At 69.6% G+C, this 23,782-nt stretch carries 20 protein-coding genes, 1 tRNA gene and 5 pseudogenes; 12 read left to right on the plus strand and 14 right to left on the minus strand.

Annotated features, from left to right (window positions below; all coding sequences use genetic code 11):
• The first annotated feature begins 72 nt into the window (after nt 1-72).
• Nucleotides 73-1,263 carry an MFS transporter gene (locus tag C6376_RS12430; protein ID WP_107443472.1) on the plus strand — a complete coding sequence of 397 codons (1,191 nt, stop codon included), beginning with the start codon at nt 73-75 and terminating at the stop codon, nt 1,261-1,263.
• 7 nt (nt 1,264-1,270) lie between these two features.
• On the opposite strand, the gene C6376_RS12435 is transcribed toward C6376_RS12430, so the two are convergent.
• Complete coding sequence (locus C6376_RS12435; protein ID WP_107443473.1) at nt 1,271-1,837, minus strand: DUF4396 domain-containing protein; 567 nt, start codon at nt 1,835-1,837, stop codon at nt 1,271-1,273.
• Nucleotides 1,838-3,179: 1,342 nt separating this feature from the next.
• Here C6376_RS12435 and chvE point away from each other — a divergent pair.
• Entirely contained in the window at nt 3,180-4,271 is a 1,092-nt protein-coding gene (chvE, locus tag C6376_RS12440) for a multiple monosaccharide ABC transporter substrate-binding protein (protein WP_107443474.1), read from the plus strand.
• Nucleotides 4,272-4,397: 126 nt separating this feature from the next.
• Nucleotides 4,398-4,586, plus strand: a complete 189-nt coding sequence (locus C6376_RS12445; RefSeq protein ID WP_107443475.1) for a hypothetical protein — start codon at nt 4,398-4,400, stop codon at nt 4,584-4,586.
• A 96-nt stretch (nt 4,587-4,682) separates the two neighbouring features.
• Here C6376_RS12445 and C6376_RS12450 read toward each other — a convergent pair whose 3' ends face one another.
• Entirely contained in the window at nt 4,683-5,168 is a 486-nt protein-coding gene (locus C6376_RS12450; protein ID WP_107443476.1) for an SHOCT domain-containing protein, read from the minus strand.
• Between the two features lie 1,057 nt (nt 5,169-6,225).
• On the opposite strand from C6376_RS12450, the gene C6376_RS12455 reads away from it, so the two are divergent.
• From C6376_RS12455 to C6376_RS43790, 3 genes and pseudogenes are all read left to right on the plus strand, one after another.
• Nucleotides 6,226-6,948 (plus strand): hypothetical protein, encoded by a 723-nt coding sequence (locus C6376_RS12455; protein ID WP_107443477.1) that lies wholly within the window; start codon nt 6,226-6,228, stop codon nt 6,946-6,948.
• 146 nt (nt 6,949-7,094) lie between these two features.
• Nucleotides 7,095-7,631 (plus strand): hypothetical protein, encoded by a 537-nt coding sequence (locus C6376_RS12460; RefSeq protein ID WP_107443478.1) that lies wholly within the window; start codon nt 7,095-7,097, stop codon nt 7,629-7,631.
• A 180-nt stretch (nt 7,632-7,811) separates the two neighbouring features.
• A pseudogene (locus C6376_RS43790) lies at nt 7,812-7,896 on the plus strand.
• Between the two features lie 93 nt (nt 7,897-7,989).
• Here C6376_RS43790 and C6376_RS12465 read toward each other — a convergent pair.
• Together C6376_RS12465 and C6376_RS12470 are read right to left on the minus strand one after the other, a co-directional pair.
• Entirely contained in the window at nt 7,990-9,945 is a 1,956-nt protein-coding gene (locus tag C6376_RS12465) for an APC family permease (RefSeq protein ID WP_107443479.1), read from the minus strand.
• Between the two features lie 340 nt (nt 9,946-10,285).
• Complete coding sequence (locus C6376_RS12470) at nt 10,286-11,407, minus strand: IS630 family transposase (protein WP_107441906.1); 1,122 nt, start codon at nt 11,405-11,407, stop codon at nt 10,286-10,288.
• Nucleotides 11,408-11,450: 43 nt separating this feature from the next.
• On the opposite strand from C6376_RS12470, the pseudogene C6376_RS12475 reads away from it, so the two are divergent.
• Nucleotides 11,451-11,747 (plus strand): annotated as a pseudogene (locus C6376_RS12475) (HAD family hydrolase); the annotation flags it as partial.
• 427 nt (nt 11,748-12,174) lie between these two features.
• Here C6376_RS12475 and C6376_RS12480 read toward each other — a convergent pair.
• Nucleotides 12,175-13,443: a M23 family metallopeptidase gene (locus tag C6376_RS12480; RefSeq protein WP_107443480.1), complete on the minus strand. Its 1,269-nt coding sequence runs from the start codon at nt 13,441-13,443 to the stop codon at nt 12,175-12,177.
• Between the two features lie 399 nt (nt 13,444-13,842).
• On the opposite strand from C6376_RS12480, the gene C6376_RS12485 reads away from it, so the two are divergent.
• Nucleotides 13,843-14,151: a hypothetical protein gene (locus C6376_RS12485; protein WP_107443481.1), complete on the plus strand. Its 309-nt coding sequence runs from the start codon at nt 13,843-13,845 to the stop codon at nt 14,149-14,151.
• Nucleotides 14,152-14,334: 183 nt separating this feature from the next.
• On the opposite strand, the gene C6376_RS12490 is transcribed toward C6376_RS12485, so the two are convergent.
• Nucleotides 14,335-14,829 carry a pentapeptide repeat-containing protein gene (locus C6376_RS12490; RefSeq protein WP_254075921.1) on the minus strand — a complete coding sequence of 165 codons (495 nt, stop codon included), beginning with the start codon at nt 14,827-14,829 and terminating at the stop codon, nt 14,335-14,337.
• 56 nt (nt 14,830-14,885) lie between these two features.
• On the opposite strand from C6376_RS12490, the gene C6376_RS46380 reads away from it, so the two are divergent.
• Complete coding sequence (locus tag C6376_RS46380; protein WP_367881043.1) at nt 14,886-14,987, plus strand: type II toxin-antitoxin system RelE/ParE family toxin; 102 nt, start codon at nt 14,886-14,888, stop codon at nt 14,985-14,987.
• Between the two features lie 258 nt (nt 14,988-15,245).
• Here C6376_RS46380 and C6376_RS43795 read toward each other — a convergent pair whose 3' ends face one another.
• The 3 genes and pseudogenes from C6376_RS43795 to C6376_RS45160 form a co-directional block, all read right to left on the minus strand.
• Entirely contained in the window at nt 15,246-15,407 is a 162-nt protein-coding gene (locus C6376_RS43795) for a hypothetical protein (protein ID WP_159083198.1), read from the minus strand.
• A 28-nt stretch (nt 15,408-15,435) separates the two neighbouring features.
• Nucleotides 15,436-15,689, minus strand: a pseudogene (locus tag C6376_RS45155) (peptidoglycan-binding protein); the annotation flags it as partial.
• Nucleotides 15,690-15,801: 112 nt separating this feature from the next.
• The gene (locus C6376_RS45160; protein ID WP_107443482.1) at nt 15,802-16,038 is read right to left on the minus strand and encodes a hypothetical protein; all 237 of its coding nucleotides are present in this window, start codon (nt 16,036-16,038) and stop codon (nt 15,802-15,804) included.
• A 553-nt stretch (nt 16,039-16,591) separates the two neighbouring features.
• On the opposite strand from C6376_RS45160, the pseudogene C6376_RS12505 reads away from it, so the two are divergent.
• A pseudogene (locus C6376_RS12505) lies at nt 16,592-16,690 on the plus strand (oxidoreductase); the annotation flags it as partial.
• Between the two features lie 283 nt (nt 16,691-16,973).
• Here the strand turns inward: C6376_RS12505 and C6376_RS12510 are convergent.
• From C6376_RS12510 to C6376_RS12520, 3 genes and pseudogenes are all read right to left on the minus strand, one after another.
• Nucleotides 16,974-17,540 (minus strand): Uma2 family endonuclease, encoded by a 567-nt coding sequence (locus C6376_RS12510; protein ID WP_107443483.1) that lies wholly within the window; start codon nt 17,538-17,540, stop codon nt 16,974-16,976.
• A 374-nt stretch (nt 17,541-17,914) separates the two neighbouring features.
• Nucleotides 17,915-18,362: pseudogene (locus C6376_RS12515) on the minus strand (hypothetical protein).
• Nucleotides 18,359-18,625: a hypothetical protein gene (locus C6376_RS12520; protein WP_107443484.1), complete on the minus strand. Its 267-nt coding sequence runs from the start codon at nt 18,623-18,625 to the stop codon at nt 18,359-18,361. The pseudogene C6376_RS12515 and the gene C6376_RS12520 overlap by 4 nt, the downstream one beginning before the upstream one ends.
• 509 nt (nt 18,626-19,134) lie before the next feature.
• Here C6376_RS12520 and C6376_RS12525 point away from each other — a divergent pair.
• Together C6376_RS12525 and C6376_RS12530 are read left to right on the plus strand one after the other, a co-directional pair.
• Entirely contained in the window at nt 19,135-19,503 is a 369-nt protein-coding gene (locus tag C6376_RS12525; protein ID WP_107443485.1) for a type II toxin-antitoxin system RelE/ParE family toxin, read from the plus strand.
• Nucleotides 19,503-19,826 carry a helix-turn-helix domain-containing protein gene (locus C6376_RS12530; protein WP_107443486.1) on the plus strand — a complete coding sequence of 108 codons (324 nt, stop codon included), beginning with the start codon at nt 19,503-19,505 and terminating at the stop codon, nt 19,824-19,826. The genes C6376_RS12525 and C6376_RS12530 overlap by 1 nt, the downstream gene beginning before the upstream one ends.
• A 217-nt stretch (nt 19,827-20,043) precedes the next feature.
• On the opposite strand, the gene C6376_RS12540 is transcribed toward C6376_RS12530, so the two are convergent.
• Nucleotides 20,044-20,116 (minus strand) — tRNA-Arg (locus C6376_RS12540).
• 389 nt (nt 20,117-20,505) lie between these two features.
• A complete protein-coding gene (locus C6376_RS12545; protein ID WP_107443488.1) occupies nt 20,506-23,700 on the minus strand; it encodes an RICIN domain-containing protein in 3,195 nt (1,064 codons plus the stop codon).
• Nucleotides 23,701-23,782: the final 82 nt, after the last annotated feature.

The raw sequence follows: 23,782 nt of genomic DNA on the forward strand, positions 1-23,782 counted from the left end.
CCGTCCCGGACGACCTTTCGCACGACCGCGAAACAATAACCGGACCGCTCGCGGCCGTCCGAGACTCCGCGCATGCCCCGATACCGACCGCTGTTCCGCACCCCGGAGTTCACCCCCCTCTTCCTCTCCTCCGCCGCGCACACCGCCGCCTCGACGGTGGGCGGGCTGGCGCTCGGCACGCTGGTCTACCGGGCTACCGACTCGCCGCTGCTGTCGGCGATGAGCATGTTCGGTCCCTCGCTCGCCCAGGTGCTCGGCGCGACGCTGCTCCTCTCCGGTTCCGACCGGCTGCCCCCGAGGGCGACGCTGGCGGGGATCTCGCTCGGGTTCGCCGTCACCACCGTCGTCCTGGCCGCCCCGGGCCTGCCGGTCCCCGGCGTCCTCGCCGTCGTCCTGCTGCAGGGGCTGATCGCCTCGCTCGGCGGCGGGGTCCGCTGGGGGCTGCTGAACGAGATCCTCACCAAGGACGGATATCTGCCCGGGCGTTCGCTGTTCAACATCCTGAGCGGGCTGACGCAGATCGCCGGATACGCGGTCGGCGGCATCCTGGTGTCGGCGCTCTCCGCGCGCCGGACCCTGCTGCTCGCCGCCCTGCTCTACGCCGTCGCCGCCGCGGTCGCCCGGCTGGGGCTGACCGCCCGCCCGCCGCGCGCCGCCGGACGTCCCTCCGCCGCAGCGACCCGGCGCACCAACGCCGTCCTGTGGTCCTCCCGCCCCCGCCGCCTCACCTACCTGGGGCTGTGGCTGCCCAACGGTCTGGTCGTCGGCTGCGAGGCCCTGTTCGTGCCGTACGCCCCGGGCGCGGCGGGCACGCTGTTCGCCTGCGCCGCGCTGGGAATGCTGGTCGGCGACGTGACGATCGGCAGGCTGGTCCCGGCGACGGTGCGCACCCGGCTGGCGACCCCGCTGCTGCTCCTGCTGGCCGCGCCCTACGCCCTGTTCGCCCTGCATCCCGCTCTTCCGCTCGCCGCCGCCTGCGCCGCCCTCGCCTCGGTCGGTTTCGGCGCGAGCCTGGTCCAGCAGGAACGGCTGATGGCACTCACCCCGCCCGAACTCAGCGGCCACGCCCTGGGGCTGCACTCGTCCGGGATGCTCACCATGCAGGGCGTGAGCGCGGCCCTGGCGGGCACGGCGGCCCAACTCACCTCGCCGGGCACGGCGATGACGGCGATGGCCCTGACGTCGGTCGCGGTGACCCTGGCGCTGCACGGAGCGGGGCGAGCCGGCGAACGGCTCACGGCCCGCACGGGCCCGGTCGGGTGAGCGCGCCTCAGCCGTGGGCGTGGGTGTGGGCGACGGCGTGGCCCTTGCCACGGGCGATCATCCACTTGTTCACCGGCGTCGTGATCAGGAAGGCCACCGCGAAGCCGCCGAGGAGGGCCGCCCAGAACAGCCCGTCCGACAGCTGCGCGTCCATCGCTCCCGGCGTGAAGGCGACGATCGCGTTGTCGACCAGCTCCATCACGGCGATCGAGACGGTGTCGGCGGCCAGCGCCACCTTGACGGCGGCCCGCAGGTCCAGTCCCGCCCGGCGCACCGAGAGCAGGGTCAGGGAGTAGCCGAACAGGAACGCGAGCAGGATCGCGACGACCATGGTCGGCACATTGCCCCAGCCGAGGGCGGTGCCGACGACCATGCCGAGGATCTCGCCGACGGCGCACCCGGTCAGGCAGTGCAGCGTCGCCGTCACGGCCATGGCCCAGGAGGCGTGGCCGCGGTGCTGCTCGGGCCGCCGGCCGGGCTGCCGGGGACGTCCGGCCGGCTCGTGCCCGCCGGAGTGGTCGTGTCGGTGGGTCCGGTCGTGCTCCGCGTGCGCTTGGTGCTCGTCGTGAGACATACGTCCTGTATACCCCTGGGGGGTATCAAGGGCAAGCCGTGCGGGCTCCCGTCGCGGTACTCGGCGCCCGTACCGGGGCCCCGGGGTACTCGGCGCCCGTACGGGGCCCGCCCGCCGCGACCGCCGACGGTGGGGCGCGACACGGGGAGGCTGCGCCGGCCGAGCGCCGGTCGGCAGGCCTGCGAAAGGCGGCTCCGCGCAGTGCCCCGTGGAATGCTCCCGGTGGAGCCACCGCCGCCCTCTTCCCCCGCGCTCACGTGCGAGGTGTCCTGGTCTGTGCGGGTCGCGCCAGGAAGGCAGCGAACAGGCCGACGACAGCGCGGTCCGGCCGGTTGGTACGAGCACACGACGCGGTTCACCGGCCGCCAGGCCTTCTCGTGGTCACCACGTCGCCGTCGCGATCGGCTCCCTGCTGTGCGCCGGGCGTGTGCGACGGCCTCTGCGCTGGGCGACGGAGCCGAGCGCACACCGGGCCTTCCGGCGCGACGGCGTCGCCCGGGAGCCGCGGTCAGGCCGCGGCGTGACGGACCCGCTGCTGGTCAGGCGGGAGCAGCACCCCGGAATCTCGTCCTCCGGCAGTTCTCGGGGCGTCCGAAAGCGATTTTAAACACCTTCGGAGAACGTTTTCGTTCGCCCCGTTGACACCTTGCGCACCCCCTTTTAGTGTCGCGCCAGCATTCTGACCAGGTGACGAAATTTCGAACGTTTGAGAGGCAAGTGCCCTGCACATCACCGGAGTCAGCACACTCGTGACCGGAAACCGGTGGCACAGCCTGAGGTATTTACAGGTGCGTACCGGCAAACCGGTGAGTGGAGCGGGCGAAATCCGCGTGCGTGGCCACGCGGAGGCGCCGTTCGGTGATCTGCGGACCACCGGGGCGTCCGAAATCCGCCCCGGGCGACCCCCCGGGCGGTCCGCCCCTCGCCGCCCTCGCACCGTTCGTGTTCCTCGCGTCTCTGACGCCCTCCGGCCGACTCCCGCGAGATCCGCCTGCCGCCCACGGCTGTCGGATCCGGCGCACCACGATCCCCGACGACCTCGGCGGCCGCGTGTGCCCGCGAGGACGGCGAGCACCCCGCCGGCGCCGCACCGCGCCACCCGAAGTCCTTACGCCCGGCGTCGAGGCCGGGCCGGGTGCGCGCCGGACACCCGCCCGTGCGGCGCCCCCGCTCCGCAACCCGTTCCCGCACCCCTTCCGGGAACGGGTGCGGCGCGCCCGGCCCGCGCGCGATCCGCTCGCCGACTCCTCCTCGGCCCGCCGCCCCACAGCTTCCTTCCCCACCGACGGCTGACACTCCGTCACTCACCCCCCTCAACGACGAGAAACTAGGAACGATCGCCATGCGCAACCGAAGAGCCTTCCTCGCCGCCATGACGGGAGTCGCCTCCCTGTCCCTCTCCCTGTCCGCCTGCGGCGAGACCAGCAGCAGCGGGGACAAGTCCAAGGGCGGCACCATCGGCATCGCGATGCCGACCCAGGCCTCCGAGCGCTGGCTGACCGACGGAAAGAGCGTCGTCAAGGACCTGAAGGGCTACGGCTACCAGACCCAGCTGGTCTACGGGCAGGACAACCCCAAGACGCAGGTCTCCCAGATCGAGGCGCTGATCAAGCAGGGCGTGGACGCCCTGATCATCGCGGCCATCGACAACAAGTCGCTGAACGGCGTGCTCGAGCAGGCCGCCGCCGCGAAAATACCGGTGATCTCCTACGACCGGCTCATCCTCGGCACCGCCAACGTCGACTACTACGTCTCCTTCGACAACGAGCAGGTCGGCCGGCTGCAGGCCCTTTACATCATCGACAAGCTCGGCCTGGAGGACGGAAAGGGACCGTTCAACATCGAGATCTTCGCCGGTTCTCCCGACGACAACAACACCCAGTACTTCTTCGAGGGCGCGATGCACCTTCTGCAGCCGTACCTGGACAACAAGCAGTTGATCGTCCAGTCCGGCCAGACCGCGCTCAAGGAGGTCACCACCCTGCGCTGGGACGGCCCCACCGCGCGAAAGCGCATGAACGACATCCTCGCCGACTCGTACGGGAGCAAGAAGGTCGACGCGGTCCTGTCGCCGTACGACGGCATCTCCATCGGCGTCCTGAACGCGCTGAAGGCGGACGGCTACGGCTCCAACAGCAAGCCGCTGCCGGTCATCACCGGTCAGGACGCGGAACTGGCGTCGATCAAGTCGATCATCGCGGGCGGGCAGTCGCAGACCGTGTACAAGGACGTCCGCCAACTCGCCTCCGCGGCAGCCGACATGGCCAACGACATCCTCACCGGCAAGACGCCGAAGGTGAACAACAGGCTGGGCTACAAGAACGGCGTCAAGGCCGTGTCCGCCTACCTGCTGCAGCCGACCAGCGTCGACAAGAGCAACTACAACTACGTGCTGGTCGCGGGGGGTTACTACACCGCCGCCGAACTCAAGTAACCGTACGGGGCGGCCGTCCGACGGGCCCGGACGCGAGCCGGCGCCCGGCCTCGGCGGTCGGTCGGCCACGGGCCACGAGAACAGGCGCGCGGGCCATGGCCACGGGGGATGGGGGAGGGGGAACGAGTGGGGAAGGAGCGGCGCCACGCGGCGGACGCGGCGGATCTCGTCGTGGCCGGCTGCGGGTGGCTCCTGACGGTGACCGTCGTCGCCCTGCCGGGACTCCTCCTGGACGACGGGCCCCTGACGGCGTACCTGGTCGTGGTGGGCGGCGTGATCGGCCTCCTGTGGGCCCGCAGCAGGCTGCACCGCTGACGGCGCGCCGGCGGGGCTGGCCCGACCCTGAGCGGCATCCGGCATCCCCTTCAGGGAACGCGCCCGCGTCCGTCCCCTCCGGCGTCGCCCGGATGCTCAGTGACCGGAGGCGGGGAGGCCGGCGGAGCCCGGGGGCCGCGCCGGACCCTGGCCGCTCAGGACCAGTTCCTTGGCCCGGCGGAACTCCTCGTCCGTGAGGTCGCCGCGGGCGCGGATCTCGGACAGCCGGGCGAGCTCGTCGACGCTGCCGGGCCCGCCCCCTGCCGCGGTCTGCCTGACGTAGGCCCTGAACTCCTCCTGCTGCGCACGCGCCTGCGTGATCTCCCGGCGGCCCATGTTCTTCCCGCGGGCCATCACGTAGACGAACACGCCCAGGAACGGCAGGACGATGCAGAACGCCAGCCAGCCGGCTTTCGCCCAGCCGCTCAGGTCGTCGTCGCGGAAGATGTCGCCGATGATCCGGAAGAGCAGCACGAACCACATGACCCACAGGAAGAGCCAGAGCACGCTCCAGAAGACGCTCAGCAGGGGAAAGTCGTACGCCAGATAGGTCTGCGCGCTGTGCTGACCGATGTCACTCATGTCGCCCTCCGTTCCGGGCGCCCGCCCGGGAGGCCCGGGCATCCGGTCCGGTGCCCGGCTTCAGCGTGCGCACGGCGAGGGCGGGGCGGCCTCACCCGGGGCGGGTGAGCATGCGGTCCGGCCCGTGAGCGCCCCGATGCCGGACGGGGGTTGCCGCGCCGCAGGCGAGCACCGCAGGCTCCGGCGGGCGGCGCGCCCCGGTTCCCCGCTTCACCCGCCGCGGGTGAGACGCCGGCGACCGTGGCGTTGTCGAAAGGGACACCGGCCGTGGCGTCGTCGAAGAGGCGCCGCCGCCCCGGCTGCCGGCCGACGCGAACTCCTGGTCGGCCGTGCCGAGCACGCGTGCTGATCCACGGCCCGGCCGTCCCGGGGCCCGGACAGCTGTTTCCGGTCGCCGCACGGCCCGGGAGGACTGCCGGCCGGCCGCCCCACCGCCCTTGGGCGGCCAGTACGGACCCACGATTCGGCCCCATACCGGCCATCACCCCCGCACCCCGGCCCGCCGTGTGATCGGATCGGCCCGTAGCCGTAGCCGTAGCCGTAGCCGTAGCCGTAGCCGTAGCCGTAGCCGTAGCCGTAGGCAGTGGCCCGGGGAGGGCCGCGGGGGAGGGGGAACCTTGATGTGCGCCGTCGCGGGAGAGACGACACGGCCGGGTCCGCAATGCGGCAGCCCGACGCGGACACCAGGTCGACACCACCGGCCCACCCACCTGCGGCGCGCCGGCCTGCTCGGCGGGAAACGCGGGTCGGCCGCGGTGATGCCGCAGGTCCGTCGGACCGAGCGGATCGCGGCGGGACCCGCCCCGGCCCGCACCGTGGTGGCCCGGCGCCCTCCGCGCGACGGCCTCGCGGACCGAGGCCGTCCGACGATGAGGCGACGCTCGGTGGCCGACCCGGCAAGCCCGGCATCGCACCATGCCCACCGCTGATGCCCGCCGGTGATCAGGACGGCGCGTCCTCGTGCCGTTCGTGCCCGGCCTGCCGGCTTCCCAGCGGACCCGTTCACAGCAAACGCGCGTCGGCTCTGTCCGGACCCGTCGCGAAGGGAGACAGTCACGTGGACACCCTCTCGGTAACGCTGGTCTCGGCGTTGACCTCAGGCACCATCTCCGCAGGCCTCGTGTTGCTGACCGGTCGGCAGCAACGGGGGGACAACCGTCGGACGCAGCGCGAGCTCCACAACACGTCGTACCTCAATCCCCTCAGGTGGCACACCGCCGAAGTGCACCACCGGCTCTCCCTCTACGCCACGGCTGCCGACCGGCACGGCTCGTATCGGCCTGCGCAGGTTCTCGGCGAACCGCGGGAGATCGACGACCGGAGCGAAGCCTGGTTCGCCGGAGAGGGCGTCCCGCTGGTCTCCAGCGTCTGGATGACCGCGTGCCTGTTCGCCCAGATGACTCGCACCCGGCACGACATACCGTTCCTGCGTTTGCCGGGGAAGGACGACACGAGACTGGCCGCCCTGATCCTGAAGGTCCACGTGGCTTTCGCCGCCTGCGACGTCTACTACGCGACACAGTCCAGCATCGGCACCGACGTCATCCTCGAACCCGAAGGGCGACTCAGGAGCTACCGGGAGTTCTGCGATCTCCTCCGGCAACCGGATCGCAGGGTGTGGGTCGATCCCCTCATCTGGTTCCATCTCGCCGTCGCCAACGGCGAGCGCCGTCCCGACCTCCGGCGTGTCCTGGACGCCGTCCAGGAACTGTCCGGGTTTCTCGACGAGAGCCTCGCCGGCGGCGCGTCTCTGCGAGCACGCTGGGACGCCGAGCGCTAGAGCAGGTCGCGAGGGCCGGTCCGTGACGAAGCCGGCGGGTGGCCTCCGTCCCGGGAGGTCGCGACTTCCGGGATGCCGTCCAACGACACGTCCAACAGACGAGGTTCGCCCGATTACCTGAAACCGTATGTGCCCATAACTCTCTTATGGACGCATCTGTGGTGGGGGTGTTCGGGGCTGTGGTCGGAGCCCTCGGCGGTCTGGGCGGCGGTTGGATATCAGTCAACGGCCAGAGGCGTCACCAGCGTGAACAACTCCTGGAGGAGCGATCAAAGCGGGTCCACGATGCGCGCATCGAAGCCTACGCTGCCTACATGTCAGCAGTCCGCGTCCTCAACGGAGTGCTGTGGAAGCTCTTCGACGAGCTGACGGCGCCAAGGACATCGCCCGATACCTGGCGGGACTGCCTGTTCGAGATGCACCAGAGCTGGGTGGACCTCAGTGCCACGGCGTCACGGGTATGCATGATCGGCCCGACCAGGGTGTCGACCGAGGCAGAGCTGTTGCATGACGCTATGCGGGCATGGCACGTACTCTGCGCCGAATGGGCACGCGACTCCATACGGGCTGGTTCCGTACGTGGAGATCAGCAGGCCCGGTTCCGAGAGGCGGCAGACGCGAAGCGGGTGCAGATAGGTGTGTTTCAGGAAACCGCCAGACGTGCACTGGGCACCGACACCTGACGCTGCGGCGTTTCGGAGGCTTCCCGGGCCGGCGGAGTCGTCTGCCTGAGCTCGCAGACTCCTGACGGCCGAGTCGTGGCCATCGGGGCGCGGTGATCGGCCCGGCCCGGCCGGCGGCCCCACGACGTCATCCCCGGAAACCGGTGGGCTCGCCGGTCCTTGGGTCCGTACGATTCCCCCGGCCATGAGTCGTTCAGCGGCCCAGGACGTCGCACGGGGGTTCGCCCCTACGCGGAAACCCCGGTTCGAATCCGGGCCATGGCCACCCTCCGCCCGCCCGGCGCGCACTCCACCTGACACCGTGCCCGCCGACGGGCCCCTGACGCCGGACGGGCGAATCCTGACGGGGCTCTGACGCTCAGCCCGTGTGGACCCGGGGGCGGCGCGCGCGGTCGGGTTCCGCCTCACGCAGCACCTCTCGCGTGACCGGGGCGACCTCGCCCTGGCCGAAGAGGAAGAAGCGCAGGAAGTTGTGGAAGGGGCTGCCCTCGGTCCACTCGAAGTACATGTGCGGGGTGCACCCGGTCGTGTCGCGGACGTGGAGGAGCAGTGCGGCGAGGGCGTTGGGGATGGAGGAGGACTCCAGGGTCAGCACGCGGTAGCGGTTGTGCAGGATCTCGCCGCGCACGGTCAGGCCGGCCTCGAATTCCGACGGGTCGAGCACGGTGACCTCGACGAAGACGAAGTCCTCCTGCTCCGGCATGTCGTTGTCCGCCCGGATCTGCTCGATCTTGTCGCGGTACTCGGACTTGTCCCGGCTGCCCGGCTCGTTGGCGATGAACCGTATCTTCCGGCTGGACATGTCCCGGACGAATCGTTCCGCCATGTCGTCGAGCGTCACGCTGGTCACGCGCAGTTCGAAGGCACGGGCCAGTCGGGAGAGGAGGGAGACGAGGACGATGCCGGCGATGAAGCAGGCGCCGATCTTGACGCCGTCGGGGCGTTCCACCACGTTCGCGACCGTCACGTACAGGAGGACCGCCGAGACGGTCGCGAAGCCGATGGTCCAGCCCCGCTGCCCGGCTTTGCGGGCGGCGATGGTCACGGCGATCGCCGCCGAGGACATCAGGACCAGGACGCCGGTGGCGTAGGCGCCGCCCTGGGCGTCGACGTCGGCGTCGAAGATCCAGGTGACGAGGAAGGCGACCAGGGTGAAGACGATGACCATGGGGCGCACGGCGCGGGCCCAGTGCGGGGCCATGCCGTAGCGGGGCAGGTAGCGGGGCATCAGGTTGAGCAGTCCCGCCATCGCGGAGGCGCCGGCGAACCACAGGATGGCGATCGTCGAGACGTCGTAGACCGTGCCGAAGGCGTTGCCCAGGTACTCGTGGGCGAGGTAGGCCAGGGCACGACCGTTGGCCCGGCCGCCGTTCTCGAACTCCTTCTCCGGGATCAGCCAGGTGGTGATGAAGCTGGTGGCGACCAGGAAGACGCTCATGATCAGGGCAGCCGCCGTCAGCAGCTTCTTGGTGTCCCGGATGCGGCCCGCCGGCTGGTCCTCGGTGTCGTCCGGGTCGCCCTGGACGTGCGGCATGACGGCGACGCCGGTCTCGAAGCCGGAGAGGCCGAGCGCCAGCTTCGGGAAGACGAGCAGGGACACACCGATCATCGCGAGGACGTTGCCGTGTTCGGCGGTCAGGGCGCTGGTCCAGTCGGTGACGACGTGCCCTTCGGTGAGTACGTGCCACATGCCGACGATCACGACCACGACGTTGAGCGCGAGGTAGGCCGCCACCAGGGCCACCGCGACGCCGATCGCCTCCAGGAAGCCCTTGAGGAACACCGCGCCGAGCAGTGCCACGAGGACCAGCGTGATGAGCATCTGCCTGCCGTGCAGAGTGCTTTGCAGGTGCGGGTTCTCGACCAGGTGGGTGGAGGCGTCCGCCGCGGACAGGGTGATCGTGATGAGGAAGTCGGTCGCGGCGAACCCGAGCAGGGTCAGGACGAACAGCTTGCCCTTCCAGAAGGACAGCAGCCGTTCCAGCATGGCGATCGAGCCCTCGCCGTGCGGGCTCTCCTCGGCCACCCGCCGGTAGACCGGTAGGGCGCCGGCCAGGGTGACGACCACGAGCACGATGGTGGCGACGGGGGAGAGAAGCCCGGCCGCCAGGGCCGCGATGCCGGGCTGGTAGCCCAGGGTCGAGAAGTAGTCGACGCCGGTGAGACACATGACCCGCCACCAGCGCTGGCCCTTGTGCGGGGGTTCCGGCTCGGCGTGCGGTCCGGTGTGACCCCCGGGCTTGCCCATGTCGGACAGGCCCTGCAACATCCACGTCCGTATCCGGGTCGGAGGCGGGTGTTCCGTGGTGGCCATCGGCGTGCTCCCCTGACGTGCGGCTCGGCGTGTGGTTTCGGCCATCACGCGGACGGCGGAACCAGCGTATGCAGCGAGTGACGTGAGGGCCTGTGGATGAGCCGTCCGAGGGCGTCAATCTTCCGTTAAGAACGGCCCCGCGGTGCGGGCAGCGCATCAGGACGGTGAGGTCGTCGGCGGGTGGGCACCGGCTGAGCCGTTCAGGGGGTGGGACGGGCGGCCGATCAGGAGCGGACACCCCGGGTGACGTCCTGCGGCGTCTCCGTTTCGGGCGGCCTGCCCACCGGTCCCGGTCGGGGGCCGTAAGAGACCCCGTCAAAGGTGCGGGGGCCGCCGTACGCTAGTGTCCTGCGCCAGAGATCCGTCGGCAGAAGCGGGCAAGGGAGTCGAGGATCTCTTGGGCTGTCTTGGTCCAGATGAACGGCTTGGGTTCTTTGTTCCAGTCCTTGACCCATGCCCGAATGTCGGCTTCGAGGGCCTGGATGTTCTTGTGTGCGCCGCGGCGGATCATCTGGTGGGCCAGGTAGCCGAACCACCGCTCGACCTGGTTGATCCAGGAGGAGCCGGTCGGGGTGAAGTGCAGCTCGAACCTGGGGTGTTTGGCCAGCCAGGCCTTGATCGCGGGAGTCTTGTGAGTGCCGTAATTGTCCACGATCAAGTGGACCTGCAGGTGCGCGGGCACCTCCTTGTCGATCCGGATCAGGAACTTCTTGAACTCCACGGCCCGATGCCGACGGTGCAGGGCACTGATCACCTCGCCGGTGGCGACATCGAACGCGGCGAACAAGGTGGTCAGGCCGTTGCGGACGTAGTCGTGAGTACGCCGCTCGGGCATGCCCGGCATTATCGGCAGCACCGGCTGCGACCGGTCCAGGGCCTGGATCTGCGACTTCTCGTCCACCGAGAGGACCACCGCACCCTCGGGCGGGTTGAAGTACAGACCCACGACGTCGTAGACCTTCTCCACGAACAACGGATCCGTCGACAGCTTGAACGTGTCCGCCAGATGCGGCTTGAGCTGGAACTTCCGCCAGATCCGGCCGACCGTGGACTTCGACAGGCCGCTGTGCTCCGCCATCGACTTCCGCGACCAGTGGGTGGCGTTCTTCGGGATCTCCTCCAGCGTCGTGACCACGACCGCCTCCACCTGGTCGACGCTGATGGTGGGCGGCCGGCCCGGCCGGGGCTCGTCGACCAGGCCGTCCAGCCGCTCCGCCAAAAACCGCCGCCGCCACTTACGGACGGTGTCGGCGGCCACCCGCAACTCGCGGGCGACCACGACGATTGGCGGTACCTCCGGACCAGCGCACGCCAGCACAATCCGCGCCCGCAAGGCCACGGCCTGGGCCGATGTCGCCCTACGCGTCCACCGCTCCAACTCCGCCCGCTCGTCATCAGACAGCAGCAACGGTTCCAGCTTCGGGCCCCGACGAGGAACTGACGCACCAGCAGCAGAAGTCACACAACTACTAACGATCAACTACTGGCGCAGGACACTAGCCGCCGACCGCATCTCCGAGGCCGGCGGCACCCCGCTGCTCGTCGCCCTCGAAGACTCGCGCGGGGCACGGGTGCTCGGCGTCATCCACCTCAAGGACGTCGTCAAGGACGGCATGCGGGAGCGGTTCGACGAGCTGCGCCGCATGGGCATCAGGACCGTCATGATCACGGGCGACAACCCGCTGACGGCCAAGGCGATCGCGGAGGAGGCCGGAGTCGACGACTTCCTCGCCGAGGCGACCCCCGAGGACAGGATGGCGCTCATCAAGCGGGAACAGGCCGGAGGCAAGCTCGTCGCGATGGAAAGCCGATCGCTCTTCGCGGCCCGCCTGGGCGTCGGCGGCCCGGGATGAATCCTGGTGCCGTCAACTCCCCCAGCCATCAAGCAGATCGCCCCGAACAGCTCCCCGTGCCCCATGGCCCGACGTACGACAGGAAGGCGCCCGCCCATGACCCGGGTGCCGGTGATGACGCCGAAGACGCCCTTGACGGAGCCGAGTCCCTGGAGCCCTTCACCGACGGGCGAACCTTCTACCGGCGCCGGGCCGGCTCATCCTTGGCGGCATCCTGCACGACTCCCCGCCATCCCCGCGCACGGCGTGTGTGCCGCAAGCGCAGGAGCCCTCTCGTCCGCTGGACGAAAGGACTCCTGACCTGGTGTTTCTCTGTGCGGGGGACGCGGACCGGGAAAGCGGCAGCGCCTCGGCCGTCGGCCCGGCCGGCGTCCGGTCAGAACTTCAGCACCTCGCGGTCGAGCGGATACCGCGCACGGTGGCGGCCGTCGTACGGCGAGGGCGTGATCGGCAGAACGCCGGTCGGCTGAAGGCCCAGGTTGTCGTCCCAGATCCGGGGTTCGACGTGCCCGACGACGCGGAAGCGCCGGAAGGTGAACGGCGGACTGTCGGTCGGGAAGAAGTGCGCGGTGGTCATCACCTGGAAGTGCAGGTGCGGCGTGGTGGAGTTGCCGCTGTTGCCGATCAGCCCGAGGACCTGGCCGGTTTCGACCCGGTCGCCCTTGCGGACCCTGAGCGAGCCGGGCTTCATGTGGGCGTAGAGCAGATAGCGGCCCGGCGCGACCTGCACGGTGACGTGGTTGCCGACGGTGTCCTCGATCGGCGGGACGGGCGGCGTGAGGGGCGGTGTGTTGTCCGCGATTCCGTCCTGGACCTCCACCACTCTGCCGCCGGCCGAGGCCACGACCGGCTGACGGTAGCTCAGGTAGCTGGTGAGCTGTGCGGGGTCGCCTTCCCAGGTCTGCCCTTGGTCGCCGACCCGGTACCAGTCGATCGCGAAGCGCTGCGGCACATAGAAGCGGCCGTTGATCGGGGCGAGGCCGCGCCGGTGGTGGGTGTTGCCGCAGCACGACTCGCTGGAGTACCAAGTGCCGGGGCGGACCGGCGGGTTCAGGTTCAACGGCGGGATACCGGAGGTCCGGGTGGCCTGCACCGTCTCCTCGAAGGGGGAGGGGCCGGAAGGGGCCAGGACCGCACCCGAGAGACGGTGTTCGAGGACCCTGGGGGCCGGCCGACCGCGGTCGAGGGCCAGGTCCAGCCAGATGATCCACTGCTGGGAGCCCTGGATGACGGTCGGCGTCGGCGCCGGGGGCGGCGGGGTGTACCCGTCCGCTCCCGGCAGGGGGTCGCCCACCGGATTGGCGGCCTCGGCCAGCGCCTGCCCGGTCAGCGTGCCGACGACCCGGTGCGTGCGGGCGTCGCGGACGTCGACACGGTCGAGCCGCACCGACGTGCCGGTGGACAGGGCGCTCGTGGTGAGCAGCTCGTACGAGATGTGCGTCCTGCCGTCCGTGGCGACGAACGGCGTCGGCTCGGTCAGCACTGCCGCTGTCAACGGCGTGAACTGCGCGCCGGGCGGCGGAGTGGCCGCGCCGGCTCCGTGTCCCGCTGAGGCCACCAGCATGCCGGCCGTGAGCACGGCAGCGACGAGCCCGCGAAGTAGCGGGCTGCGGCCAGTGCGGTTGCGTGGGTCGCGCTCTGCCATTGCGCTCTTTCATTCGTCGGATCCGGGGCCGTGAAGGACACCGGCACGCCCCGCGCCGAGGCGCACGCCCATGTAATCCGGCGGCACGCCGCCCGGGGCGCAGGGCGCGGGAGGCAGGTGCCGAACTACACCCGTCCAGCCGCAGCGACCACAAGGTCCTCGCCGGCCTGCGAGGTGTCCCGGCTGGGCCCGTCAAAGGTGGACGAGGATCCACTCGGCCTCGACCTCGACGACCGCGCCTTCCAGGGGAGGCGTCCGGGTCGTGGCGCTGCCGCGCTGCCGAACATATGGCCTTGATCGCTCTTTCCCGCTGCGCCGCGATTTCGTAGGGTCCGATCATTCGAGAACGGCTCTGGGGGGCGGGTGGCTGTTCCTGTGGCGCGGAGTCGTGTTCTGCGCGTGATCCGCGGCGTGGGTTCGTTCCTGAAGGAATTCCTGACGGAGCTCGTCGGTGAGGCGATTCTGTCGGTCATTGTCTGCCTCGCCGTGGCCGGTCTGGCTCTGGCGTTCGTCTGGGGGTGGGAGCGCAGCCCGCTCGTCACCGGCGGTGCAGGTGGTGCCCTGCTGGCCTTCCTCGTCCATGGCGGCTGGGAGCTGCTTCGTCCCTCGAAGCCAGGGCGGCGCGGGCGACTGGCCGGCGCGGCGGCCGCCACGTTCGGCGTGGCGGTCGTATTCATCACCTACGCATGGTCGTGCAATTGCTCCTGAGCAGTCAGGGCACAGACGAGCCTGACCGTCGCCCCGCCGGGCGCGGACCCCTTCGTCCCGGAGCAACTCGCCGGAGCGGGGGCGCCGGCGTAAACCGGGCGATGCCCGTATCTCCAGGAGACGCCTGGGCTGTTTCGAAGCGCCGGCCGGCATGCCCGGCATCGGCACGCCGTCAGGCAGGCCCTACTCGTTCCCGCCCCGGGGCGGCCACCCGATGACGCCTTCCGCTCGAACATCGCGCAGGGACGCTCCCTCGAACCGGGCACCGGTGACGTCGGTCAGCCCGAGCGGGTGCACGCCGGTGTTCACGCTTGCGAACCTGGCATCGCTCAGATCGGTGTCGCGAAGGTCAGCACCCCGTAGATCGCATCCGGCCAGGCTGACCTCGCGCAGTGAAGCCCCGCGCAGGTCTGCGCCGCTGAGGTCGCAGAACGTGAACCAGCACCCGTCCAGGGTGGCGTGGCGTAGATCGGTCCCGACGAACGAGCAGCGGGTGAAGCGCAGTTGCGACGTGCGAGCGGAAGCGAGGTTCTGGCTGGTGAAGTCCTCACCCTTCACAGCCGTATAGCGGTGCAGCGTGGCAAGCCGTTGTCTCGCGGTCAGTGGCGTGGTCATGTGTGCCAGCGTGTCAGCCGGGTCGGTGGCCGTCGCCCGGATATCCGACAGTTCGTCGTCCACCGGCCGATCGCACCGGGCCGGGCTGGTCCGGCAACGGGTGCGGCCACCGGCCACCGGTGCGTGACGACCGCATCGTCCATGCCGTCGAGAACGGTCAACTCATCGTGCGGGTCCTGGCCGTCGGCAACCGCCGCGAGACCTACCGTCAGGTTCCGTAGGAGCCTGGCAGAGCGGGCCGGAATGACTCAGCCCCACCTCTCCCGGATGGAGGGCGGCGACCGCGCCAGCCCGCCTTCGAGGGCGCGGCGGTGTTCGGCGAACTCCAGGGCGATCTCTCTGTCGAGCATGGCGTCTGCTGCTCCTGATCAGTTGATGGCGGTGGAGGCGGGGTCGCTCCTGGCCGGAAGCCACGAAGCCGTACCGGCGCGACCGAGCACGGAGCCGACGGCGCCCTTGACCACGGCGAGGTGCGGGAATCACGGCGATTGCCGCGGACTGAAGCGCGGACAGGGTGACGACGTTGGTCGTGCCGGACGCGACGAGGAGGCGAGGAACACCTCGACGTACGTCAGCACGACGCGCTCGGCGATGTCGGCGATGTCGGCGAGGAGCTTGGGAATTCCGGTGGGTGCGGTCATGGGGGGAGGAATCCTCTCGACGCGTGGATCAGGGCTTGGGGACGCGGAGCTTGGCCCGGCTGGTCGGGCCAGGGATGCCGTCGGCGTCGTCGCCGGGGTAGCCGAGCTTGCGCTGCCAGGCCGCGTAGGAGCGGCGATCGGCCTCGGTCCAGGAGGCGCCGGGCCCCTTGCTGTAGTTGCCGCAGCCCTCGGCGACGAGCCGCTTGCCCATCGCGTGATCAGAGCCGAGCGGTGGCCGGTACGGAAGTAGCCGGCGCCGGGGAACGGCGCGTACTTGGGCTCGTCCTCCGGCGAAGGGCTGCTCGCCGGCTTTCCGCTGAGGTGACGAGCGGCCGCCCCGGGTGCCACCGCCGCGTACGAGCCAGTGGTTCCCCGGCGAGCGGGCCCGCGGAACTCACGGGGCGGAGGACGTGGTCTGTGTCGGCGTCCGTGAGTCGCCGCCCGTCGCCGCCGGGGGTGAGAACGCGAACAGGGCCACCAACGCGGCGACCACCGTCCCCCAGACGCAGATCGCGCCCACGAGATCGCGCGCATGCGGGCCGCCGCCCGTCGCGGCCTGGTCCCTGAGGCGGTATACGGCCACCGCCGCCGCCGTCGCGACCAGCAGGATCAGGACTGCTGTGCCGTCCATTCGCAGTGTCATTGCCGGGCCTTCCGAGGATCGGGGCCTGCCCGCCGGCGTCCGGTGAGGATTCCGGGCGGGAAGGCGCGACCGATGTGCTGCGTCGTGGCCTCGGATCGTGGGACGTAAGGGGCCGGACAGCCGCCGTGCAAGCATCCTGACATCCCGTTTTCACGGTCCGGGGGATTCTCAACTGCCGTCAGTCGCCTGTGAGTTCAGGAGTACCTGACGTATGAGGTCAGAGTAGGGGATTCTCCCGGAGCCTCGTCATGAGCCGTATGTGTACAAACCCGCGGGTCGCACTTTGACGTTTTGCACAAGTCGGTCGGCGCGGGCGACCAGTGCGTCAGGTTCCGGTGCGGCGCGGTGCGTCCCTGCCCGATGTCCGCTCCGCCCCCGGCCCCCGTGCCACGCGGTGCCGGGGCTCGGCCCCGCCCAGGTGCCTCACGCCCCGTTCGGCGGACTGACTGTCCACCGCTACCCCTCCTGGCGCATCTCGTATAGACGAGTGGATGGGAACGTACCTGTGAGCACCATCCGTGTTGAGACCTCCGCCGCGACCTTCACGCGGGTGGCGGCTGACGCAGGGTTGCGGGTGGTCCGGCTGCACGTCGCGTGGCGCGGCTGCGCCACGCTGCTGACGGCGGCCGGCGTCGCGCCTTTGACCTGGTGCCCCCGGCAGGATTCGAACCTGCGACCCCCGCTTCAGGAGTGGGACCGGATCCTTGCCGGGGGGTGCCTCGCGCTGCCGCGCGGTGCTGTTTCCCCTGGTCAGAACCGCACGGCGAGCCACTTGATCCGGCTCATGCCGCCCCGTATCGGGCTGTCCGCTCACGCATCGCTCACGCATCGCTCACGCATCGCTCACGCATCGCTCACGCATCGCTCACGCATCGCTCACGCATCGCTCACGCGCTGCCGGCTGCCGAGCAGCGCATAGCCAGTCAGACCTGCCCGAGGTCGATCTCCACCGGGAAGGGGGCCACTACCTTGAGGACGCCGGTGAAAACGTCTCCGTCCCGGTAGGTCTTCGTTGCGGGGTCGAGAACGTAGGTGTACACGAGAGGAACGCCTGTCGCGGCCTGCTCGATCCGCCAGTGGAAGCCGATGCCCGCCTTGGCGTACTGGTCGACCTTCACGATCCGGTCGGTGGTCTCCGAGCCCGGCGACACCACCTCCGCGACCAGCAGCACGTGCTCAGGGCGGGTGGGGGTGACATCGATCGTGTCTGCGCGGTACACGACGACGTCCGGGCGGCGATTGGTGAGCGGAACGTCCTGAAGCCGGACGTCGAAGTCGGTGTCGGCGTTCCACTCCGGGCCGGCGGCGGCATCCAGGGCGTTCGCCAGAATGCGGGCCGGCCGGTTGTGTCGCTTGGACGCGCTCGGGCTCACGACGACCATCCCGTCCACGATCTCGATGCCGGCGCACTGTTCCTCGGACCAGGAGTCGTACTCCTGCGCCGTGATCTGCTCATGCATCCACGCCGGGGCCACCATCTCGGCCGTCATGAAGCACCTCCCGGACACTGTGCTGCGGGCTCGCTCCCGCTGGGTTCTGCGTACGGTCTGCCACCCGTCCGGCATGCTGACCTCGCTCACGCCCTCCCCGTCGGTGACTAGTGGCCTACTCCGGAGAGGGCGGCAGCGGCCGGCCCGGCGAGTCCCGGCAAAACGGGAGAGGACGCCGCCACCTCGCCGACGTCCTCGAAGTCCTGAAGGTACAGGTGCTTGCGCAGTCGTCGCCCCGGTACGTCACACCCTCCAGCGCACCGCGGCGGAACCCGTCGCATCGACCGCAGGTAACGGAGGATCCCATCGGCGCACGGTCAGCGGTCAGTCGGGGGAGCCGGTGAGTCGTCGGAGTGAGGTGCGGCGGCGTTTCGTCAGACCTTCTCGACTCGCACGGAGTGTCCCGCGAGGAGTTGAGCCATGTCGTCCGGTGTCGGACGTGAAGACGGTTGCCTCAGCTCCCTGCCCGGCTTCCCGCCCTGCCACAGCCGCCAGGATGGCGTCGATGGCGTACTTGTGACCATGCAGACCGGCTGCCTTCAGCATGTCGCGCGCCATGGCGATCATCTGGTCGTCCGTGTGTACGACGCGGATCCGGGACAGTGTCCAGTTCCACAGCGCCTGCTTCGACGTTTCGCGAGGGTCCCATGCTTCCAAGGTCGTGAGCGCCGACGTGACGATCGGGATGTCGAGCCGCGGAGCCGTTTTGATCAGCGCGGCCATCTCCCGATCGCCGTGAACCGACTTGGAGAGGGCCTCGGAGTCGAACACGAAAACGCGCTGTCGCGGCCGGTGCAGTTTCGCTCGGACGGTGCGGCTCACGGGGCCTCGTCTGAATGCGAGTGCTGCTCGTCGTGCCAGCTGTCAATCGCGGCGATACGGTCCAGCGCTGCTTGCTGCTCGTCGTCCGTCACGGCGCCGTGCTCTTCTTCGAGGCGTTCAGCCAACTCGCGCAGTCGGTCCATGGCGTCCTGATGAGCGGCGGCGGCCGCAATGTAACTGGACACCCCGCGCGCATCGACGCGTTCCTTGATCGATTCCACCAGCTCTTCCGGCACGGTGATAGTGATCTTCCGAGTTGCCATACTTCAAATATGGCATGTCTGGTGTGGTGTGGTGTGGTGTGGGTGGCGCCTCGGCTGCCGCTTCACGCTTTGCCCGGGAAGGCCGGAGTCAGGGCGTGAGGGGCGTAGAGACCTTGCGGTGCGCGTGGGTACCTGGTGATTCGCCCGCTCACGCAAACGGCCCCGGACGAGGAGTCCGAGGCCGAGCAAAACCCCTCCCTGGTGGATAAACCCCAGGTCAGAGCGGTAACGCGTTGTGCCCCCGGCAGGATTCGAATCTGCGACACCCGCTTTAGGAGTTTTCCCTGATCAAGGCTGTGACCTGCGGAAACATTGGCGATGTGGTGCCTGGCCTGCGAAAACACCCCTCCGTGGTTCTCACGAGGTTTCCCGGCCTCGTGTGTGCTGAATCCGTTCCGGGCCGGCCACGAGGTGGACGACCTCGCGGGCGCGGCGCGACCAGGGAGGGCGCAGGCTGCGAGCCTGTGGAGACTTGCGCTATGCAATTGAAGGTATATACCGTTGATTGCATGACGGAGCGGTGGGAGATCGAGATCGAAGCCGAAGTGAGGGATTGGCTTGAGCTGCTTCCGTTCCGCCTCTACCGGCGTGTGGAGGACAAGACGGACCGTCTCTTGGACGAGCCGACGACTCTCGGTGAGCCGTACTCGCGGCACCTGGGCGGCAAGCTGCGTGAACTGCGCTTCGAACTGGACGGCGAGGCCGTGCGCATCCCGTACTGGCTCGCTCCCGGGCAGCGGATTGTTCTGCTGACAGTGTTCCGCAAGACGAGGATGCGCGAGGCGGCGGAAGTCGAGCGTGCGCAGCAGGCCCAGAAGGTCTGCGAAGCCGAGCACGGTCGAGCCGAGCACACCTACGATCGCCGCAAGGAGAGTTGATGAATCACAGCACGTGGAGGACGCGCCGGGCCCGGCAGCTTGCGGGTGAGACGGTGGAGTACGACCAGGAGTACGTCGACGCGCGGCTGGCCGGCGATCTCGGGCAGGCGGTCTACGACCGTCGGATCGAGCTTGGCCTGTCCCAGGCTGAACTGGCCGAGCGGGCTGGGATGACGCAGCCTCAGGTGTCCCGGATGGAGGGCGGTGACACTGTGCCCACTCTCCCGCTGCTGCGACGCCTGGCCAAGGCCCTGGACGGCACCCTGAACGTGGCCATCGACGAGGGTGACTCCCACGTCACCTTCACCCCACACGCCGCCTGAAACCGTCCTGGCCGGGGCCGTCGAGGGCATCGTCGACCTGAGTCAGTGAGTGTCGCGGATGCCTCGCCGATGAGGTTGACCGGGCGAGCATGCCGCCGCCGAAGCTCTCGACGAAGAAGTCCTTTCGCTCACGCAAACGGCCCCGGATGAGGATCGCGAGGCCGAGCGGAGGGCTGACCTGGGGGGGGAAACCCCAGGTCAGCTGCTTGATGTGTTGTGCCCCCGGCAGGATTCGAACCTGCGACACCCGCTTTAGGAGAGCGGTGCTCTATCCCCTGAGCTACGAAGGCAGGGGCTTGTGGGTTACCTGTTGAGGATCCTTGGGGTGGATCTTCGACCTGTAGTACAAGCCCGCTGGTCAGACCCGGTGCGACGCTTTCCGCTCTGTTGCCTGAGCGGACGGCGCGGCGTACCGATGACCGACCAGGGACAGCCTAGCGGATGTGCTCCGCGGAGCGTCGTCGGTATGGGGGCGGAGGGTTTTCGCCGGCGTCCCCGCGCCTCCCGGCGTTCCCGCGCCTCCCGGCGTTCCCGCGCCTCCCGGCGTTCCCGCGCCTCCCGGCGTTCCCGCGCCTCCCGGCGTCCCCGCGCCTCCCGGCGTACCGGCGTCCCCGCGCCTCTCGGCGTACCGGCGTACCGGCGCCTCCCGCCGGCCGGGGCCGGCGGGAGGCGCGGGCGGTCATGACTTGCCGAGCAGGCGCCAGATCTGGTTCTTCTTGGTGGTCAGGGTGCTGCCGGTGTCGCAGGTCCACTGGTGGACGAGGGCGCCGGGGGCGGTGGAGATGGTGCTGACGTCGACGCACTTGCCGCTGTGTACGGCGACGAGCTGGTAGTCGTGGCTGTTGCCGAGGGCGGTCACCGGGCGGAGGGTGAACCGCTGGTTGGCGGCGCCGGTGCACGTCCACTGCTGGACGGCGGCGCCGTTGACGGTGGAGACCTGGGAGATGTCGAGGCACTTGCCGCCGGCGTGGTTGACGACGGTGTAGGTGTCGGTGGCGCCGCTGACGGGGTGGAAGTCGAAGATCTGCTCCTGTCCGCCGGTGCAGGTGTTCTGCTGGTACTGGGTGCCGTCGGAGGTGGACTGGGCGGGGTCCTCGAGGCAGAGCGAGCTGTGCTGGGCGACGGCCGTGGAGGAGAAGCCGGTCGCGGCGCCGATGTGCAGGTTCTGCGGGGCGAAGGAGACCTCGTCCAGGTGGGGCGCCGAGCTGGAGCGCATGGGCTGTCCGATGTCGCTGCCGCCGCCGGAGTAGACGACGCCGATGGTCGTGCCGTCGTAGTTGTAGAGCTGTGAGGCGGTGAACTTCACCGTGTTGGCGCCCTGGGCCAGGGTCACCGGGACGGTGTGGGTGCCGAACTGGTTCCAGTGCAGGGTGCTGGCGAAGTTGACGCGGGTGGCGGTGCCGCCGTTGACGCTGACGTCGGCGTGCTCGGCGTACAGGTCGGGGTTGTAGTGGTTGGAGGGCAGTTCCTCGGCGTTGGCGTACCGCATGGTCATGGCGTAGGTGCCGGCCGTGGGCGCGTTGACTGCGAGGGTGAGGGAGTTGGCGGTTCCGTTGCCGATGCCGGTGACGACGCCGCCGTCGGCCTGGGTGTAGGTGGTGTCGGTGGCCGCGGTGCCGGTGAGGGTGCCGTTCTCGGCCTGGTAGGTGACGACGTTGCCGGTGGTGACGGCGTCGCCGGCGCCGAACGGGGTGACGGCCAGGTCGTCCAGGGTCAGGGTGCCGCTGGTGCCGGTGACCGCGACCTTGTTGATGCCGGCGGTCAGGTGGACCCGGTTGGTGGAGGTGGACCAGGCGCTGGTCGTCGTGCCGGAGAGGATCTGGTCGTCGGCGGCCTTGCCGTTGACGGTGAGGCCGGCCCGGCCGGTGTTGCGGTAGCGGGCTGTCAGGTCGGCGTAGCCGTCCTGCGCGGAGTAGACCCAGAAGGTCGCGGACCTGCCGGAGGTGAGGTTGACCGCGCCCGCGCCGGACTGGCCCTGGGAGGCGTAGGTGGCGGTGCCGCTGTCGGAGAGCGTCGCCTGCTCGGCCTCGTAGAGCGTGGTGCCCTGGACGGCGGCGTCCTTGTACCTCAGGTCGATCTTGTCGATGATGGCGTCGCCGGCGGTCTTCGCTCCGTTGTCGCCGGTGGTGGCGAGGGTGATGGTGTGGCTGCCGGCGGTGAGGTGCACGATGGTGTCGCTGTGCCCCCAGACCACCCACTGGAAGCCGACGGGTATGTCGATCCTGGCCGAGGCTCCGCCGTCGACCCGCGCGTACACGTTCGTCGGGCCCTTGACGTCGGCGTCCTTGGCGTAGCTGTTGCCGAACACCGACAGGTCGTAGTCGCCGGTGGTGGGGACGGAGACGGGGAAGGAGATCACCGTGGTCGAGCCGGTGCGCAGACCGCCGACGTCCTTGGTGCCCGAGGTGGCGAACTTACCGACGTTGCCGGTCGTGCCCTCGGTGTTGATGTTGTAGCCGCTGCCACTGAGGGTGGCGTTCTCGGCCTCGTACGTGCCCGTCCAGGTGCTGTCGGAGGCCGTGGCGCTGCCGGTGCCGCCCGGGGAGACGATCACCTGGTACGCGGACATCGCGTCGAGGGTGAGCGGGAGGGTGATCGAGCCGTCGGAGCCCACGGCGACGTCGGCGTCGGAGAGCCGGGTCGGGGTGGCGGCCGCGCCGACGTAGCCGCTGTAGCGGTCCTGGAACACGCTGACGTGCACGGTGCTGCCGAAGACCGCGGGGTCGATGTTCTTGATCACCGTGCTGGAGGCACCGCTGGTGCCGCCGCCGGCGAGGATGACGCGGGCCTGCTTCTTGGCCGTGTCGAGGCTCGCCACGCCCTGGAGGGTGTACGCGGCATTGGCCTCGGTGCTGGTGACCTTGACGGTGCTGCCGCCCTTCATGGAGCTGTACCAGTTGTACAGCCACCACTGGGCGTTGGGGGTGTTCTGGGCGGCGGCCGAGTCGCCGAGGTTGCCGTTGATGTTCCAGTACGGCAGGTTGCCGTCGACCTTCTCGTCCTCGATGGCCGCGATCCACTGGACCATCTGGCCGGGGTCGGTCAGGTGGTAGCGGTGGGCGTACTCGTTGAGGTTGACGGTGATCGGGGAGGTGATCCCCGCGGCGGACTCCACCGCGCGGTAGGAGTTGACGGTGTTGCGCACGTCGGCCGGGCTGCCCAGGGTGTGCCAGGTCACCACGTCGGGCAGGCAGTTGTTGGCCTTGCAGTAGGTGAGGAAGCCGCTGAGGGAGGAGCTGGTGTAGCTGGAGGTGTTGGGTCCGGCCAGCCGTGCTGCGGGCCAGAGGCCCTTGATGAAGTTGTAGGTCTGGCGCCACTCGGCGTTGAAGTTGGCCAGCGCGGTCGAATTGGTGCGCATGCCACTGAACCAGTTCAGGTCGGGCTCGTTGTAGGGGATGAAGACGATGTGGCTCGCGTAGGGGCTGGCCTTCGCCTGCTCGACCTGGGTCTTCATGTTCGCCTGGTATTCCGCGTAGCTCGCGCGCTCGTACGTGTTGCGGTACACGTCCGTCATGTAGATGAACACGTCGCCGCCGCCGCTGTCGACGAAGGGCTTGGCGATCTCCAGCGCGTCCGAGCCGGGGTGCTGCTGTCCGTCCTGGTACTTGGTGTTGGTGGTCGTCAGCCCCATCCCCTCGATGAGGTTGTTCGTCGGCACGTCCGGCCCGTACAGGCCGTACAGCGCCCCGGAGGCGCCGCCGCGGAAGGCTCCGGTGGTGGTGCCGAGGTCGACAGTGAGGGTGGGGGTGGCGGCGGAGGCCGGCGTCGCCGTCACGCTGGTGACGCCGGCGATGACGGTCAGCGGGAGCAGCGTCCTGGTGATGCCGTGGAGAAGGCGTCTCTTGGCCGAGCGCCTTTGCCCGAGTCGTGGCATGTGCTTACGTCCCTTCAGGGATTGGGCTGGATGTTGCTGTGCCGGCCCCCGTGCCGGACGTGTGGGTGGGTCGTCGCTCGTG

It is taken from the genome of Streptomyces sp. P3 (genome assembly GCF_003032475.1).
Lineage (GTDB): Bacteria > Actinomycetota > Actinomycetes > Streptomycetales > Streptomycetaceae > Streptomyces.

Excerpts from the sequence above, each read along its gene's own strand:
- C6376_RS12450 (WP_107443476.1), bottom strand. The coding sequence starts at position 5,168 with ATGAGTGACATCGGTCAGCACAGCGCGCAGACCTATCTGGCGTACGAC.
- C6376_RS12480 (WP_107443480.1), bottom strand. The coding sequence starts at position 13,443 with ATGGCAGAGCGCGACCCACGCAACCGCACTGGCCGCAGCCCGCTACTT.
- C6376_RS12545 (WP_107443488.1), bottom strand. The coding sequence starts at position 23,700 with ATGCCACGACTCGGGCAAAGGCGCTCGGCCAAGAGACGCCTTCTCCAC.
- C6376_RS45160 (WP_107443482.1), bottom strand. The coding sequence starts at position 16,038 with ATGGACGGCACAGCAGTCCTGATCCTGCTGGTCGCGACGGCGGCGGCG.
- C6376_RS43795 (WP_159083198.1), bottom strand. The coding sequence starts at position 15,407 with ATGACCGCACCCACCGGAATTCCCAAGCTCCTCGCCGACATCGCCGAC.
- C6376_RS12530 (WP_107443486.1), top strand. The coding sequence starts at position 19,503 with ATGAATCACAGCACGTGGAGGACGCGCCGGGCCCGGCAGCTTGCGGGT.
- C6376_RS12430 (WP_107443472.1), top strand. The coding sequence starts at position 73 with ATGCCCCGATACCGACCGCTGTTCCGCACCCCGGAGTTCACCCCCCTC.
- C6376_RS12465 (WP_107443479.1), bottom strand. The coding sequence starts at position 9,945 with ATGGCCACCACGGAACACCCGCCTCCGACCCGGATACGGACGTGGATG.
- C6376_RS12510 (WP_107443483.1), bottom strand. The coding sequence starts at position 17,540 with ATGACGGCCGAGATGGTGGCCCCGGCGTGGATGCATGAGCAGATCACG.
- C6376_RS12460 (WP_107443478.1), top strand. The coding sequence starts at position 7,095 with ATGGACGCATCTGTGGTGGGGGTGTTCGGGGCTGTGGTCGGAGCCCTC.
- C6376_RS12435 (WP_107443473.1), bottom strand. The coding sequence starts at position 1,837 with ATGTCTCACGACGAGCACCAAGCGCACGCGGAGCACGACCGGACCCAC.
- C6376_RS12525 (WP_107443485.1), top strand. The coding sequence starts at position 19,135 with ATGACGGAGCGGTGGGAGATCGAGATCGAAGCCGAAGTGAGGGATTGG.
- C6376_RS12520 (WP_107443484.1), bottom strand. The coding sequence starts at position 18,625 with ATGGCAACTCGGAAGATCACTATCACCGTGCCGGAAGAGCTGGTGGAA.
- chvE (WP_107443474.1), top strand. The coding sequence starts at position 3,180 with ATGCGCAACCGAAGAGCCTTCCTCGCCGCCATGACGGGAGTCGCCTCC.